Raw genomic sequence first — 15,330 nt, forward strand, 5'->3', positions numbered from 1 at the left:
TTAGTCTATAGAGATTTCTAATTTACACTATGAAAGAAAAAAATGAATACTAAATATATAGATTTAATAAATCAAACTTATTATTTTCCTCAGGAAGAATTTCGCTTAGGAGAAAATGGAATTGAATTTCACGGCGTAGATATGATGGAGTTGGTGCAAAAGTATGGAGCGCCACTTAAATTTACGTACTTGCCCAAAATTTCGGAAAATATAAATTTGGCGAAGAAATGGTTTAATACAGCCATTGAAAAGCATAACTACAAAGGCAATTACAATTATTGCTATTGTACTAAAAGCTCGCACTTCAAACATGTGTTAGATGAAGCGCTAAAGAATGATATTCACATCGAAACATCATCGGCTTTTGATATAAATATTGTTGAGAGTCTTAAAAAAACAGGTAAACTTACAGATAAAACCTATGTAATTTGCAATGGTTTTAAACGTGAGAAGTATATTGACAACATAGCGCGACTTATTAACGAAGGTCACGAAAACTGTATTCCTATTATTGATAATTATGAAGAGATTGATTTGCTCTCAGATAGCATAAACAATCATTTTCAGGTGGGAATTAGGATTGCTTCAGAAGAAGAGCCAAAATTTGAGTTTTACACTTCTCGTTTAGGAATTGGATATAAAAACATCATTCCTTTTTACGAAAACCAAATTAAAAATAACGATAAGGTGGATCTGAAAATGCTTCACTTTTTCATTAATACGGGTATTCGTGATACAGCCTATTATTGGAACGAATTAGTAAAGTGTTTAAAGGTTTATGTACGTCTTAAAAAAATGTGTCCTTCACTTGATAGCTTAAACATTGGAGGCGGGTTCCCTATAAAAAATTCTTTGCACTTTGAGTACGATTATCAATATATGATTGATGAGATTATCAATCAGATAAGCATTACATGCGCTGAAGCAGATGTACCGGTTCCTAATATATTCACCGAATTTGGAAGTTTTACAGTTGGTGAAAGTGGAGGTGCTGTTTATGAGATTCTGTACCAGAAGCAACAAAACGACCGTGAGAAGTGGAATATGATAAACTCATCATTTATCACTACATTGCCCGATACTTGGGCTATTAGCAAGAAGTTTATTATGCTACCTTTAAATCGTTGGAACGATGAGTATGAAAGAGTGCTTTTAGGTGGGTTAACTTGTGATAGTGATGACTATTACAATAGTGAGCAGAATGTCGCTGCCATTTATTTACCTAAATTTAAAAAAGAAAAACCATTGTATATTGGTTTCTTTAATACAGGAGCCTATCAAGAAACTATAGGTGGATTTGGTGGACTTCAACATTGCTTGATTCCTCAGCCCAAACATATATTGATTGATAGAGATGAAAATAATAATATTACAACTAAACTTTTTTCAGAACAGCAAACAAGCGAGCAATTGCTAAACATTTTAGGTTATGAGCACTAAAACGTACGCAGGTATCCCGCAACAATATGCGGCACTTGAAACATCAAAAATTGTATTAATTCCAGTTCCTTACGATGGAACTAGTACTTGGCAAAAAGGTGCGGACAAAGGTCCAGATGCCTTTTTGGATGCTTCAGAAAATATGGAGCTTTACGATATTGAAACCCAATCGGAGGTTTACAAACAAGGCGTTTATTTAGCTGATGCAATAACCGAAAACTCTTCTCCGGAAGCCATGGTTGATGCAGTGCATAAAATCACAAAAGATTATATTAAACGCAACAAGTTTGTTACTTTATTTGGAGGAGAACACAGTATTTCAATTGGTTCAATCCGTGCATTTAATGAATGTTTTGATAATCTTACAGTGCTTCACATAGATGCGCACGCCGATTTACGTGAAGAGTACGAAGGAACAAAATGCAATCACGCTTGTGCAGTTTACGAAGCAAGTCAAAATACCAATCTAGTTCAGGTAGGTATCCGCAGTATGGATGTTACTGAAACAAGGGTTATGGATGTGGAAAAAGTTTTCTTCGCACACGACATGGTAAAAGACGAATACTGGATAGATAAAGTAATTGAAGCTTTAGGTGAAAACGTTTTTATTACTTTCGATCTTGATGCTTTTGACCCTTCAATTTTACCATCCACGGGAACTCCTGAACCAGGAGGATTGTTATGGTATGAAACACTTGATTTCTTAAAACAAGTTTTTGAAGAGAAAAACGTAGTAGGTTTTGATATCGTTGAACTTTGTCCGAAAGAAGACGAAAAATCTTCAGACTTTGTAGCGGCCAAACTTTATTACAAAATGTTATCGTATAAATTCGAAGGAGTAGAAGAAGTCGACGATTTCGAAAACAATTTTAATATCTCCATTCCGACTGATTCGGGCAAAAAAGGCAATTCAAAATTTAATACAGAAGAAGATGAGTACTAACAAAGGAGCGATTTCTCAATTTATTGAAAAATATTATTTGCACTTCAATTCAGCAGCGCTTGTAGATGCAGCTAAAGGATATGAAGCACAACTAAAGAACGGCTCAAAAATGCTTGTATCTATGGCTGGTGCGATGAGTACAGCCGAAATAGGAAAGATATTTGCTGAAATGATCCGTCAAGATAAAGTTCAAATTATCTCTTGCACAGGTGCAAACCTTGAAGAAGATATAATGAACCTCGTGGCGCATAGCCATTACAAAAGAGTGCCTAATTACCGCGATTTAACACCGCAGGATGAATGGGATTTACTTGAAAAAGGCTTGAACCGAGTAACTGATACTTGTATTCCTGAAGAAGAAGCTTTTAGAAGAATTCAGAAGCATATAGTAAAAATTTGGAAAGATGCTGAAGCTAATGGCGAACGCTACCTCCCACACGAATATATGTACAAGTTATTATTAAGTGGAGTAATGGAAGAACATTATGAAATTGATCTAAAAGATTCTTGGATGTACGCTGCGGCTGAAAAAAATCTTCCAATTATCTGTCCAGGATGGGAAGATAGTACAATGGGAAATATTTTTGCTAGTTATGTTCTGAAAGGAGAATTACAAGCTTCTACTATGAAAAGTGGAATTGAGTATATGACTTTCCTTGCAGATTGGTACACTGAAAATTCTAAAAACGGAATAGGTTTCTTCCAAATTGGAGGAGGTATCTCAGGAGATTTCCCAATTTGTGTAGTGCCGATGTTATATCAAGATATGGAACGTACTGATACTCCTTTCTGGAGTTATTTCTGCCAAATAAGTGATTCAACTACAAGCTTTGGTAGTTACTCAGGAGCTGTGCCTAACGAAAAAATTACTTGGGGTAAATTAGATATAGATACACCTAAATTTATTATTGAGAGTGACGCTACTATTGTTGCTCCTTTAGTTTTTGCGTATATCTTAGATATGTAAAAAGTAACGTTCAGTAGATACCTTAATGCATTTAAAGAACAATCCGCAGTTTACAGTTCCCAATTAAAAATTGGGAATTGGCTGCGTTTTTTCTCTCTAAAATTTATACTATATACCCTAATTGAAATTGCTTTAATAGAAGTACCCACATAAACGATGGAACCAAAAAAGATTGAAAATATCGAGCTTAAGTTTTTAACTTTAAAAGACTACGAAGCACTAAAAAAGGCAACTATTCAGTCTTATAAAGGAATGCCTAATAGCTATTGGAAAATCAACGAAATAGGTAACCTGATAGATGTTTTTCCAGAAGGTCAAGTATTAATTATGGCTGATGGTCAAATTGCTGGTTGTGCGCTTTCTATTATAGTAGATTTCGATAAACTAGGGGAGAAGCATACGTATAAAGATGTAACCGGTGATCCAACTTTTAAAATACACGATCCCGAAGGTGATGTGCTATATGGGATTGATGTTTTTATTCGTCCCGATTTTCGTGGACTTCGTCTCGGAAGAAGATTATATGATTACCGAAAAGAACTTTGTGAAAACTTAGAGTTAAAGAGCATCGTGTTTGGGGGTAGAATGCCAAATTATCATCTGCATGCCGATAAACTTTCACCAAAACAGTACATCGAAAAAGTTAAACGCAAGCAAATTGATGATCCAGTATTAAACTTTCAGATTTCTAATGACTTTCACCCTGTTCGTGTTTTAAAAGGGTATTTAGAAGGTGATAAAGCTTCAGGCGAATTTGCCGTTTTAATGGAATGGGATAATATCTATTATACCAAACCTGAAAAAAAACCAACACCTACAGCTATTAAAAGTGTTGTTCGTCTTGGTCTTATTCAGTGGCAAATGCGAAGCTATTCAGGAATGGAGGAATTGATGCATCAAGCGGAATATTTTATAGACAGTGTTGCAGGTTATCGCTGCGACTTTGCAATGTTTCCAGAGTTCTTCAATGCTCCGCTTATGGCAAAATACAATCACCTAAGCGAACCTGATGCCATTCGAGAATTAGCAAAATACACTAAGAGTATAACCGAAAAGCTTTCGCAACTTTCAATTTCCTATAACATAAACATTATTACAGGAAGCATGCCCGAAATAGTTCGCGGTAAGTTATACAATGTAGGATATTTATGCCGACGTGATGGAAGTGTGGAACGTTTTGAGAAAATTCACGTTACACCTGATGAAGAACGTGTGTGGGGAATGTCCAATGGAAATTCCTTAAAAACATTTGATACTGATTGTGGAAAAATAGGGGTGCTAATCTGCTACGATTCTGAATTTCCTGAGCTTTCGCGATTACTTTCGGATGAAGGCATGGACATTCTTTTTGTTCCGTTCCTAACCGATACTCAAAATGGATATTCACGTGTTAGATTATGCGCTCAAGCTAGAGCTGTTGAGAACGAATGTTACGTGGCTATAGCAGGAAGCGTGGGCAACCTTCCAAAAGTACATAATATGGATATACAGTACGCTCAAAGTGCTGTATTCACTCCTTGTGACTTCGCCTTCCCAAGTAATGGAATTAAAGCTGAAGCAACACCAAATACCGAAATGATATTGGTGGCCGATGTAGATATTGACCTTCTTCGTGAGCTTCATACCTTTGGAGCGGTTAGAAACTTAAAAGATAGAAGAAAAGATTTCTACAGATTAGAGCGTGTAAAAAAATAAATATCTACCTTCTAAAATAATCAAGACAATTACTTTTTCTTTATTCGTAGATCAAAGACGAAGTCCTGTATTTCAACTAGTTTGAAACTCAAACTAGCTACTCGAGGATTTATTATATAATTAAATTCTTCAGGAATTATTATAGATGGAATTTTTAAGATAGGCTTGTTGCCCTTTAAGAATTGTGTCCCATAATCCTTAGTTGATTTAGGAGCAGGCGTTTCTCTCCAGTTTCCTGGTAAATCTTCTTGTTTAAATGAATAAACTTGGCTTTCGTCAATTTCAAAAACACATAAACTAAGGGCACGAGGAATGAAGTCTATATTTATATTAACAGCATACTCCAATACAGATAATGCGCGACTTTCGGCAGTATAGATACAAGCGGAATCAATATGATTCCATCTTCCCCCGTAGAGTTTTGCTCCGGTACCCCTTAAATCTTCGGCATATTTTGTTTTTGTTATTCTATATACCTTCATAATTATGAAAATACGCCGTGGGCAATACGGCCAATCAGGTTTCGAACTTCCTCACGACCAAATTGATTGTCCATAAGTTCAAAAGGTTTTGATCCTGCAAGGGCTTGATTTGAAGAAAACATCCATTGATTGAAATTGTCTTTGTCTTCAAACACCTCGTAGCCGAATGAATAGATTTCAGCCACAGCAATAATTCGTTCGCTAATATGATCGCTAAACTTTTGATCGCCTTTCTTATTTATAAGCGTCGAGCGCGTTACGGATAATGCTTGGGCTAAAGCATCATAATCTAAAGAAGTTTCTTCTTTGAGCTGGGTTAAATAGGTTTTGGTAACCCCATCCCGAACTATCTGCATTTTCTGAAAGGGAGTCATATCAACTAAGGGAATAGCTAGATTCCCATCGTAAAAATAAGTAGGGGCTTCCTTGACGTAGTTTGCCTTATCGGGGGCTTTATATTGCTTTTTCATAAAAGTATGAATTTACATTAGACTAAGTATAAATTTATACTTTTTTCTGCGGTTTTCCAACTTTTTAACTGTTTCTTTTTCAGTTAACTATATGAAAACATTAGTGTGAAATTAAATATAGAAAATTCTGTTTAGCCAATAATAATGAGTGCTTATAATATTTTCTATATGTAGAACCTTGTTCTAATGCTCCTCCTTGAGGTTTAAAAACTTAAAACCACCCTTCAGTAATCTAATCTACTTGTCAAACTATTGGGAAACAAGGCTTACCTCCACTACGAATATAGTCTAATAGGATTGATGCGAAAAGAGTAATTTTTAGATTGCTTTTTCACTCAATAGTTTGGGAGTTTTTCCTTTTCTCTATACTTTTTGCAACGAGTAAATTCCCATGCAGCAATTCCAATAACTATAAAATATTCTAAAGCTACCAACCATAAGTTTTCATCAAACCCTTCTTTTCCATACGCTGAATAACTTAGGACAACAACAAAACTCCATACAATAGGAAATTTATAATTCGTAAAAACCGAAAGAATAAGCGGAGTGGCAATGTACCACGGATGAACAGTTGTAGATAATAGGAAGTAAAAAGATACCGCGAATAGCATTGACGTGATTAACTGTTGAGGTGTTCTATTCTTTTTAAGAAATGAAAGACCTAGGATGAAAAGCACAACTATCATTGGCAGTATTTTTCCAACAGTTCCAATAATATTCCATCCTACAACTTGAAACCCAATCCATCGAATTATGTAATAAACGCTCGCATTAAATTCAAAGTTTTGAAACCAAAGTCCGATGGTAACAGCAAAGTTTTGAATGAATTCTGAGGAGAAAAAAGGGAGAAAAGTTATTAAAATCGTTACTCCTATTATGCTATAAAACTTTAAAAGAGACGTCAGGTTGAGCGCAGCCGAAGCCTCTTTGCTTGAAAACCATCTAAAAAATAAAGGTAATAACAATAAGGGTAACAATTTCACCGAAATAGAAAGACCGATTAAAACCGCCGCCCATAACCACTTTCTCTTGAATAGTAAATATAAGGCCCATACAAAAAAGAAAAGCATAACTCCTTCAAAATGTAGATTTCCTGTAAGTTCAATAATTATAAAAGGGCTCAAGAAATACCAGAAAATATTTTTCACAGGAAGGTTTAATTGCTCTAACACCTTTTTTCCGAAGTAGAGAATACCTACATCTGCCAAAATAATCACCATTCGAAGAACTATAACCGACCCTAAAATACTCTTGCCAGCGAATAGCGCAGCAATTGCGAAGAACAATTGATTAACTGGAGGGTAATTGCTGAAGTGACTTGCGTTAAGCGAACCCATTCCTTCAATTAGCTTCTGTGATTGTGCAATTGTTACATCAAATGTAGATGAAGTGGCGGGTGTAAATAAATACGGACTAAAGCCTTGAATTAACAATCTGCCATCCCATAAAAAGCGATAAAAGTCTTGCGAAAGATTCGGAATCGAAACAATAAGAGCTAATCTAAATACTATTCCTATACTAGTTAAAAACCTGAAATTTCTTGAATTTCGTGAGTAGTATTTTTCTATGAATAAATATGAGGTAATATATAGTGCAGCATAAAGGCTAATTAATTTTACAAATTCACTGCGTTTTAAAATATAGGCAAAACCTAGGTATAGCACTATCGATACTAAAGCAACGAGAATTGGGATTTTATAAGTTTTAATGAAATTCAAGTCGTTTGTAAATCGATTTATGGTTCTAGCTAAATTTTATCTTTAGGATACCCAAATGTAACTATATGTTTAAAATTAAAATGATTTTAATTTTAATTGCCTCATACGAGTTTGCTTTTTTTCATTTTGAAAAATTAATAAAAATGAAGAAGCCTCACAGGTCTCAAGGACTTGTGAGGCTTACTAATTCACTTTGTGCTGAATACTAGGAACTAATTTTTACATCATTCCTGGCATTCCGCCACCCATACCTGCTGGAGGCATTCCGCCACCACCAGCATTTTCGTCTTTAATATCTACTAACGCACATTCAGTAGTTAGAATCATTCCCGCAACAGAAGCAGCGTTTTCAAGGGCTACACGTGTTACTTTCTTAGGATCGATAATTCCAGCTTTAATCATGTCAACATACGATTCGCTTTTAGCATCGTAACCGAAGTTTTTCTTACCTTCTAATACTTTGTTGATAACAACTGAACCTTCACCACCTGCGTTTTCAACGATGGTACGTAGAGGAGCTTCAATTGCCTTAGAAACAATATTTACACCAGTTGTTTCGTCAAGTGAATCTGTAGTTAGTTTTTTAAGAACTTCTATAGCTCTAACTAAAGCAACTCCACCTCCAGCAACAATACCTTCTTCTACAGCTGCACGAGTTGCGTGAAGTGCATCATCTACACGATCTTTCTTCTCTTTCATTTCTACTTCAGAAGCCGCACCTACGTAAAGAACAGCAACTCCACCAGCTAATTTAGCCAAACGCTCCTGTAATTTTTCTTTATCGTAGTCGCTAGTTGTAGATTCGATTTGTGCCTTAATTTGGTTTACTCGACCCTTAATATTGTCGGTTTCACCAGCACCATTTACGATAGTAGTATTATCTTTATCAATGGTTACGTTCTCTGCAGATCCAAGCATATCAATCGTAGTATTCTCTAAAGTGAAACCACGCTCTTCAGAAATTACGGTACCTCCTGTTAAGATTGCAATATCTTCAAGCATTGCTTTTCTTCTGTCACCAAAACCTGGCGCTTTAACCGCAGCAATTTTTAATGAACCACGAAGTTTATTTACTACCAATGTAGCTAAAGCTTCTCCATCAACATCTTCAGCGATTATTAAAAGAGATTTTCCTTGTTGTGCCACAGGCTCAAGTACAGGAAGTAAGTCTTTCATTGAAGAAATTTTCTTGTCGTAAAGCAAAATCATTGGATTCTCCAATTCTGTTTGCATTTTTTCAGTGTCAGTAACGAAATATGGAGAAAGATATCCACGGTCAAACTGCATACCTTCAACTACATCAACATAAGTCTCAGTACCTTTTGCTTCTTCTACAGTGATAACACCTTCTTTTCCAACTTTTCCAAATGCCTTAGCAATTAAATCGCCTATAACATCGTCGTTGTTTGCTGAAATAGAAGCTACTTGCTTTATCATTTCAGAAGAATTCCCAACTTTAGTAGTTTGCTTTTCAAGGTTTGAAACAATAGCTTCAACAGCTTTGTCAATTCCACGCTTTAAATCCATTGGATTAGCGCCAGCAGCTACGTTCTTAAGCCCTTCTTTAACGATTGCCTGCGCAAGAACAGTAGCAGTAGTTGTACCGTCACCAGCAAGATCGTTGGTTTTAGAAGCAACTTCTTTTACCATTTGCGCGCCCATATTTTCAAGAGCGTCTTCTAATTCTACTTCCTTTGCAACTGTAACACCATCTTTTGTTACTTGTGGAGCACCAAAGGATTTGCTAATAATTACGTTACGACCTTTTGGTCCTAAAGTTACTTTTACCGCATTTGCCAAAGCATCAACTCCGCGCTTAATAGCGTCGCGAGCTTCAATGTCAAATTTTATATCTTTTGCCATAAACATTTTATTTTGTGATTCCGTCATAATCAGGAATCGTCGGGTTAATATTTTTTAAATTCTAAATTTCAAGCTCCAAATTCAAAATAGATACTTTGGAACTTGGGATTTTTTTATTGGAATTTGTGAGTTTTAATCGTTAGATAATAGCGAGTATATCGTCCTCGCGCATAATCATATAGTCGTTGCCATCAAATTTTAATTCACTTCCGGCGTATTTTCCGTAAAGAACAGTATCACCAACTTTAACTGTCATTTTGTGATCTTCTTTTCCTTTACCAACAGCTACTACTTTTCCTTGTTGTGGTTTTTCTTTTGCAGAATCTGGAATGTAAAGTCCAGATGCGGTTTTAGTTTCTGCTTCTTCTGGCTGAACCAATACACGGTCTGCAAGTGGTTGAATTTTTAATGCCATTTTTTATTATTTTTTATAGTTGTTAAACTTATGTTTTTATGTTGTGATTCTTTATTGGCAGAAACTATGCCACTGCCTATAAACTGACATTATATAATACAAAAATGCCAGCTTGTCAGAGACTGGCATTTTTGGTAATATGAGATCCGTGTTTTTTATTGAGAACAATTCCCGTCACGTAAATCTTGACGCGTAGGATTGTATAAATTATTGACAATTACGAAATATGGAACGTTGTATGGTGGGCCGCTATCACCTTCTTGGAGTCCTCCTTCTGTTTGCATTAAGGGCGTTAGACCACAATAATCTGATAGTTTAGAATTTTCTCCAATATATAATTGATTTCCAACAAAAGTTAAATTGCTTAAACCATAAATAGATTCTAGCTCTTTGTGGTTTTCAATGATCAAACGTCCTTGAATGGTTTTTAGATTCTGAAAAATGTCTAGACCTTCTAAGCTCCAATTGTACCGAAAATCTAGGTCTCCTCCAATAGTTTCAAGGTTGTTGAATGCTTCTACATTGTTTATAAGGATGTTGCTTCCGAACAAAAGATTTTTCCCTACCTGGGTTAATGATTCAAAGCCATGTACTTTTACAAGTTTATTACTCGACATAATGGATAAATCTTCGCCTATATAAGTTAGGTTATTAAAACCTTCAATTGTTTCTAAGTTGGCATTTACATTAATGGTGAGGGTTGTGTTGCAACTCGTTAGGCTATTAAAACCATTAATGTGTAGTAATTTATCATTCCCGAAAACATTCAATTCATTGACAGTTTTAAGGGCATTTAAATTTTTTATTTCCTTTAAAGAAGAATTCATATAAATACTTAAAACACCTCCAATTTCTTGAAGGTTATCTAATCCATCTATTACCGAAATATCTGTTTCAAAAATTAATAAGCTGCCATCAATTTTTGTCAAATTTCGTAATCCGGTAAGATTTGTAATTCTCGAAAAATTTTTGTCTGGACACTGGCCAATATAAACGTTTCCTGATACGTGAGTTTGAGTGAAAACTTGATCTACTTGATCTTGAGTGGTAAGAATCAAGTCTTTTTTCGGATCTAAACCATATAAATTTTCGCACGTTCTTTTTAAACCCGTTCCGTCTCCGTAACAGGAAAGGAGTAAGACGCTAGATATTACGAGTAGAATGATGTTTCTAGCCTTCATTGTGGTTTTCTTTACTAATAAAGATACGATAATAATAATAATAAAAAAATGCCACCTCTCTATGAGGTGGCATTTTACGATATATATTTAACAAAAATTATTCTGTAGTTGCTGGCGCAGGTACTTCTGTAGTTGGAACTGCTGGAAGAGCACTTTCGTCAAAAGTTTTTGATTGCATAGTGTTGCTACCCATGATAAAGATGTTCGAAAACAAAATCAAAGCCAACATAATTGTTGCAAGCGTCCAAGTACTTTTATCTAAAAAGTCACTTGTTTTCTGTACACCACCAATTTGTGCACCACCGCCACCTCCAAAGGAAGATGAAAGTCCACCACCTTTTGGGTTTTGTACCATTATAACTACGACCAATAAAAAGGCCACTATCATTATTAAAATTAGGAATATTGTAAACGTGCTCATGATTATTCTGTATTAGTCAATTTTTCTATCGCTCGAATTTGGTCTGCAAAGAAACCACTTTTTTCGGGATTTTTCAAAATTAATATTTTATATGCTTGAATTGCCTTTTTATAGTTCTTTTGTTGTAAATAAACTTTAGCCAAAGTTTCGGTCATTAGTGAATCCGAACTCTGTGTAAAATCTGTTAGTAACGCTTTATTGCTAGGATTGTCAGGAATACTAGTTCCAGATTGTGAAGATTTATCTGAATCGGCAGAAGGAATTATTTTTGGTCGTTCCTGAATAAATTTTTCAATAAGTTGAAATTTGCGCTCTTTTTCTTCTTGATTGAATGTTCCCTCATTGTTTGATTCTATTAAAGAATCATCTTCTTTGGCGTTTTCAGAATGTAGATCTTTAGAAGCCTCCTTTCGTTCAATTGGTTTTGCCTTTGTCAATTTTAACCATTCGGAAAAAGAATGGGTGTCACTTTTTGTAAACTCTAAAGGCTTATCAGTTTTTAATATATTTTCAGGACTTTCTTCCTTTTCTTGAGGTGTTTCAGTTACATCTTGGGCTTTTCTTTGAAATAATTTTGGATTTAGAATATCCTCAGCTTTTTTAATTTCAGCTTTTAAAAGACGTTCGTTTTCTTCTTTAACTTCATCGTTGATGTTTTCGGAAACAACATTTATTTCGTTTACAGAATCATCGTGTTGAAGAATAGTTTGTGAAATTTCATTTTGTATAAACTTCTCTGAAGTTATATATTCAAAAAGGATATCTCTATCGGTAGTGTGTGCAGCCGTTAACTTTAATGCATCATTATAAAGAAAGCTATCTTGATTTTTTAAACCTTTTAATTGTAAAGCACGAGCACTTTGGAAATAAGGATATTTTCTAATTAATAAATCTAAAGCAGCAAGATCCTCAGAAGTTAAATTCTGTGGATTTGCAAGTAGATATGTAAAGTTCGAAATATTCAAAATTTTAGGTTTACCAATTTGCGAGCGACTTATTAAAAATATCTTGTGTTATTCTTTCAAAAATTATGTCGATGGCAGCATCCAACTTCGATCCTGTTAATTGTGTCTGACCGTCATAATCAAAGTAGAAACTAAAAGATTGTTCAAAATCTTTTAAAGGTTCTTTTGTGTTGTAAAATCTCACACTCACCGAAATGGTCAATCTGTTTTGCGCAGCTGTACTATTTGATGTTGCCGTAATAGGGGAGATGTAATACTGTGTGATTTCACCTTCATACACTAAATCCCCATTGTTATTTACAAGGTCTAAACTTGTCTGATTTAATAATAAATCCTGTAATTTTTGTGTGAAATCACGGTTTATTCCTGGCTCTACAATAGGTGCATTATTTTGAAAATAATTTACTTGAACCGTTTTTGTAGTGTTATAGTTTATATCGGCACCAGTAAATGAATAAGGACCACAACTTTGTAGTGAAATAGCCACAACCAAACAAACTAAAACTGAAAATATTCTTGACATCTAATTTAAAATAATATTACGACCAACAACCAATTATAAATTATACTGTTTAATCTTTCGATAAAGTGTTCTTTCCGAAATACCTAACTCTTCTGCAGCATCTTTTCGTTTTCCACCATACTTCTCGAGTGATTTTTTAATAAGTTCTAATTCTTTTTGCTGAAGTGATAAGTTTTCCTCTTCTTCAATATCTTCAGCATATTCGTATTTATCCTTTTTTTCTGGTTCTGAAGCGTGTTCAGGAATGCTAAATACTTCAACGTTGGTTTCCGTAGCGATATTCTCTTCTTCAATAATAGATGCTAACTCTTCTTCAGCTTCCGTTTCGCCTGAATATATTTTGTTAATTAAGGATGATTGCTCTTCTTTAACTTTGGCAGCGTTTCCACTTTTCATTAATTCCAAAGTTAGTTTTTTAAGGTCGTTTACATCGCGTTTCATATCAAAAAGCACTTTGTAAAGTATTTCGCGTTCACTACTAAAATCGCTTTCAGCCTTTTTATTACTTACAAGTGCAGGAAGATTACCGCCCATATCTGGCAAATAATGCTTTAAGGTTTCGTATGATACTTCTCGGTCTTTTTCTAATACCGAAATTTGTTCAGCAACGTTACGAAGCTGACGGATGTTTCCACTCCAGCGATATTGTAATAATAAATCGGTTGCTTGCTCGCCCAATCTTATGGTTGGCATTTTATATTTCTGCGCAAAATCTGAAGCAAATTTTCTGAAAAGTAAGTGGATATCTTCTTTTCTTTCACGAAGCGGTGGTAAATTTATTTCTACTGTGCTTAACCTATAATATAGGTCTTCTCTAAATTTTCCCTTTTCAATGGCTTCTACCATTTTTACATTTGTGGCAGCTACGATGCGTACATCGGTTTTTTGGGTTTTTGATGATCCTACTTTTAAAAACTCACCGTTTTCTAAAACTCTTAATAAGCGCACCTGGGTTGGTAACGGTAATTCGCCCACTTCATCTAGAAAAATTGTACCGCCATCGGCTACCTCAAAGTAACCACTTCGGGTAGCGGTAGCTCCCGTAAACGCTCCTTTTTCGTGCCCAAAAAGTTCGCTGTCTATCGTTCCTTCAGGAATAGCACCGCAATTTACAGCTATGTATTTAGCGTGTTTTCGGTGTGAAAGCGAATGAATTATTTTTGGGATACTTTCTTTACCCACACCGCTTTCGCCAGTAACTAATACCGAAATATCAGTAGGAGCAACTTGTATTGCTTTTTCTATGGCACGGTTTAGTTTTGGGTCGTTACCTATTATTCCGAATCGTTGTTTTGTTGCTTGTATGTTTTCCACTTTTTGAGTTAAAAAGTTATTGGTTAATAGTTATTTTGTTATTAATAATACTCATAAGTCAATTCTTCAAAAAGAACTCCATTTCTTTTTACTTCTGCATTTGTTGGAAATCCTTGCTCGTTATATTTTGTGGTGAAAACATCTGTATAATCTGAAACTGCGACAGAAGAAGTGTATGTAACTTTTGTGAAATTTTTTGCTGAGAACTCAGTTTTATAGCTTTTCATTGTTCCTGTGAAGTTATAAATGAAATTGCTAATATTTTCATTAAAATGTTCATAAAATGGGTTTGTTTTGTTATCATACTCATAAATATACTCTTGAGAAGTAATTGAGCCTCTAGAATATTCATAATTAATTGATGTGATTAAATTCCCAGAATAATTTATTGTTTCAGTAATTGTGTTCGGCACTGGGTTGCTAATGAAAGTAATGGTTTTTAACAACTTTCCTGCATCATTAAAAATCAATTCTTTATTTGCCCCTATATTATCTTCAATAAAAACACTGTTATTTATGTATGTGAAATTTGAAGTAATTACAGATCCATCTGAAGACTCGAATTTTACAGTGGAAATTTTATTAGAATTATTATATAAATAAGAAACAGTTCTAATTACACGGTTTTGAGTAATGTCAGTTGTTTTAGATTCTAATATTTGGTTGCGTTCATTATAACTAAAATCTTGTTGCGTTTTTTGACCATTTAAAAAACTTTCACTGAGGACTTTTCTTCTTTTACCGGATTCATCATATAAATATTCTAACTTATATGCTTGTGAGGTTCCATTTTCTTCGTAAAAGGTTTTTGTAAGCTTTTTTATTTTAAATGTAATCTGATCATCATCTTGCTGGTTTTCATCATCGGAACAAGCCAATACTGAAAAACACATTGCGAGAATAAATAATTTACGTATCATAATTTATTAGGTT

At 34.6% G+C, this 15,330-nt stretch carries 15 protein-coding genes; 4 read left to right on the forward strand and 11 right to left on the reverse strand.

What is annotated here, in order from left to right; all coding sequences use genetic code 11:
• Positions 1-42: 42 nt before the first annotated feature.
• The 4 genes from K8344_RS06320 (at position 43) to K8344_RS06335 (ending at position 5,045) form a co-directional block, all read left to right on the forward strand.
• The gene (locus tag K8344_RS06320) at positions 43-1,440 is read left to right on the forward strand and encodes an arginine decarboxylase (RefSeq protein ID WP_237607893.1); all 1,398 of its coding nucleotides are present in this window, start codon (positions 43-45) and stop codon (positions 1,438-1,440) included.
• Positions 1,430-2,383 carry an agmatinase gene (gene speB, locus K8344_RS06325; RefSeq protein ID WP_237607894.1) on the forward strand — a complete coding sequence of 318 codons (954 nt, stop codon included), beginning with the start codon at positions 1,430-1,432 and terminating at the stop codon, positions 2,381-2,383. Before K8344_RS06320 ends, speB begins: the two co-directional genes overlap by 11 nt.
• Positions 2,373-3,350, forward strand: coding sequence for a deoxyhypusine synthase family protein (locus tag K8344_RS06330; protein WP_139855514.1), 978 nt, complete (start codon positions 2,373-2,375; stop codon positions 3,348-3,350). Before speB ends, K8344_RS06330 begins: the two co-directional genes overlap by 11 nt.
• Before the next feature lie 156 nt (positions 3,351-3,506).
• A complete protein-coding gene (locus K8344_RS06335; RefSeq protein ID WP_237607895.1) occupies positions 3,507-5,045 on the forward strand; it encodes a bifunctional GNAT family N-acetyltransferase/carbon-nitrogen hydrolase family protein in 1,539 nt (512 codons plus the stop codon).
• Positions 5,046-5,074: 29 nt separating this feature from the next.
• Here the strand turns inward: K8344_RS06335 and K8344_RS06340 are convergent, their stop codons facing one another.
• From K8344_RS06340 to K8344_RS06390, 11 genes are all read right to left on the reverse strand, one after another.
• Complete coding sequence (locus K8344_RS06340; RefSeq protein WP_237607896.1) at positions 5,075-5,527, reverse strand: RES family NAD+ phosphorylase; 453 nt, start codon at positions 5,525-5,527, stop codon at positions 5,075-5,077.
• A 2-nt stretch (positions 5,528-5,529) separates the two neighbouring features.
• On the reverse strand, positions 5,530-5,997 hold the full coding sequence (gene parS, locus K8344_RS06345; RefSeq protein ID WP_237607897.1) for a type II RES/Xre toxin-antitoxin system antitoxin: 468 nt from the start codon (positions 5,995-5,997) through the stop codon (positions 5,530-5,532).
• 335 nt (positions 5,998-6,332) lie between these two features.
• On the reverse strand, positions 6,333-7,715 hold the full coding sequence (locus tag K8344_RS06350) for an MptA/MptB family glycosyltransferase (RefSeq protein WP_237607898.1): 1,383 nt from the start codon (positions 7,713-7,715) through the stop codon (positions 6,333-6,335).
• 219 nt (positions 7,716-7,934) lie between these two features.
• Positions 7,935-9,578: a chaperonin GroEL gene (gene groL / locus K8344_RS06355; protein ID WP_237607899.1), complete on the reverse strand. Its 1,644-nt coding sequence runs from the start codon at positions 9,576-9,578 to the stop codon at positions 7,935-7,937.
• A gap of 139 nt (positions 9,579-9,717) precedes the next feature.
• The gene (locus K8344_RS06360) at positions 9,718-9,993 is read right to left on the reverse strand and encodes a co-chaperone GroES (protein ID WP_237607900.1); all 276 of its coding nucleotides are present in this window, start codon (positions 9,991-9,993) and stop codon (positions 9,718-9,720) included.
• 155 nt (positions 9,994-10,148) lie between these two features.
• Entirely contained in the window at positions 10,149-11,174 is a 1,026-nt protein-coding gene (locus tag K8344_RS06365) for a receptor L domain-containing protein (RefSeq protein WP_237607901.1), read from the reverse strand.
• Between the two features lie 97 nt (positions 11,175-11,271).
• Positions 11,272-11,595 (reverse strand): preprotein translocase subunit SecG, encoded by a 324-nt coding sequence (gene secG, locus K8344_RS06370; RefSeq protein WP_237607902.1) that lies wholly within the window; start codon positions 11,593-11,595, stop codon positions 11,272-11,274.
• A gap of 2 nt (positions 11,596-11,597) precedes the next feature.
• Complete coding sequence (locus K8344_RS06375) at positions 11,598-12,560, reverse strand: hypothetical protein (RefSeq protein ID WP_237607903.1); 963 nt, start codon at positions 12,558-12,560, stop codon at positions 11,598-11,600.
• Between the two features lie 10 nt (positions 12,561-12,570).
• Positions 12,571-13,083, reverse strand: coding sequence for an LptE family protein (locus tag K8344_RS06380; protein WP_237607904.1), 513 nt, complete (start codon positions 13,081-13,083; stop codon positions 12,571-12,573).
• Between the two features lie 33 nt (positions 13,084-13,116).
• Positions 13,117-14,397, reverse strand: coding sequence for a sigma-54 interaction domain-containing protein (locus K8344_RS06385; RefSeq protein ID WP_237607905.1), 1,281 nt, complete (start codon positions 14,395-14,397; stop codon positions 13,117-13,119).
• Positions 14,398-14,438: 41 nt separating this feature from the next.
• Positions 14,439-15,317, reverse strand: coding sequence for a hypothetical protein (locus K8344_RS06390; RefSeq protein WP_237607906.1), 879 nt, complete (start codon positions 15,315-15,317; stop codon positions 14,439-14,441).
• Between the last annotated feature and the right edge of the window lie 13 nt (positions 15,318-15,330).

It is taken from the genome of Aequorivita xiaoshiensis, assembly GCF_022008395.1.
GTDB classification, from domain to species: domain Bacteria; phylum Bacteroidota; class Bacteroidia; order Flavobacteriales; family Flavobacteriaceae; genus Aequorivita; species Aequorivita xiaoshiensis.

Coding starts and splice junctions, on each gene's coding strand:
- K8344_RS06320 (WP_237607893.1), top strand. CDS start 43: ATGAATACTAAATATATAGATTTAATAAATCAAACTTATTATTTTCCT.
- speB (WP_237607894.1), top strand. CDS start 1,430: ATGAGCACTAAAACGTACGCAGGTATCCCGCAACAATATGCGGCACTT.
- K8344_RS06330 (WP_139855514.1), top strand. CDS start 2,373: ATGAGTACTAACAAAGGAGCGATTTCTCAATTTATTGAAAAATATTAT.
- K8344_RS06335 (WP_237607895.1), top strand. CDS start 3,507: ATGGAACCAAAAAAGATTGAAAATATCGAGCTTAAGTTTTTAACTTTA.
- K8344_RS06340 (WP_237607896.1), bottom strand. CDS start 5,527: ATGAAGGTATATAGAATAACAAAAACAAAATATGCCGAAGATTTAAGG.
- parS (WP_237607897.1), bottom strand. CDS start 5,997: ATGAAAAAGCAATATAAAGCCCCCGATAAGGCAAACTACGTCAAGGAA.
- groL (WP_237607899.1), bottom strand. CDS start 9,578: ATGGCAAAAGATATAAAATTTGACATTGAAGCTCGCGACGCTATTAAG.
- K8344_RS06360 (WP_237607900.1), bottom strand. CDS start 9,993: ATGGCATTAAAAATTCAACCACTTGCAGACCGTGTATTGGTTCAGCCA.
- K8344_RS06365 (WP_237607901.1), bottom strand. CDS start 11,174: ATGAAGGCTAGAAACATCATTCTACTCGTAATATCTAGCGTCTTACTC.
- secG (WP_237607902.1), bottom strand. CDS start 11,595: ATGAGCACGTTTACAATATTCCTAATTTTAATAATGATAGTGGCCTTT.
- K8344_RS06380 (WP_237607904.1), bottom strand. CDS start 13,083: ATGTCAAGAATATTTTCAGTTTTAGTTTGTTTGGTTGTGGCTATTTCA.
- K8344_RS06390 (WP_237607906.1), bottom strand. CDS start 15,317: ATGATACGTAAATTATTTATTCTCGCAATGTGTTTTTCAGTATTGGCT.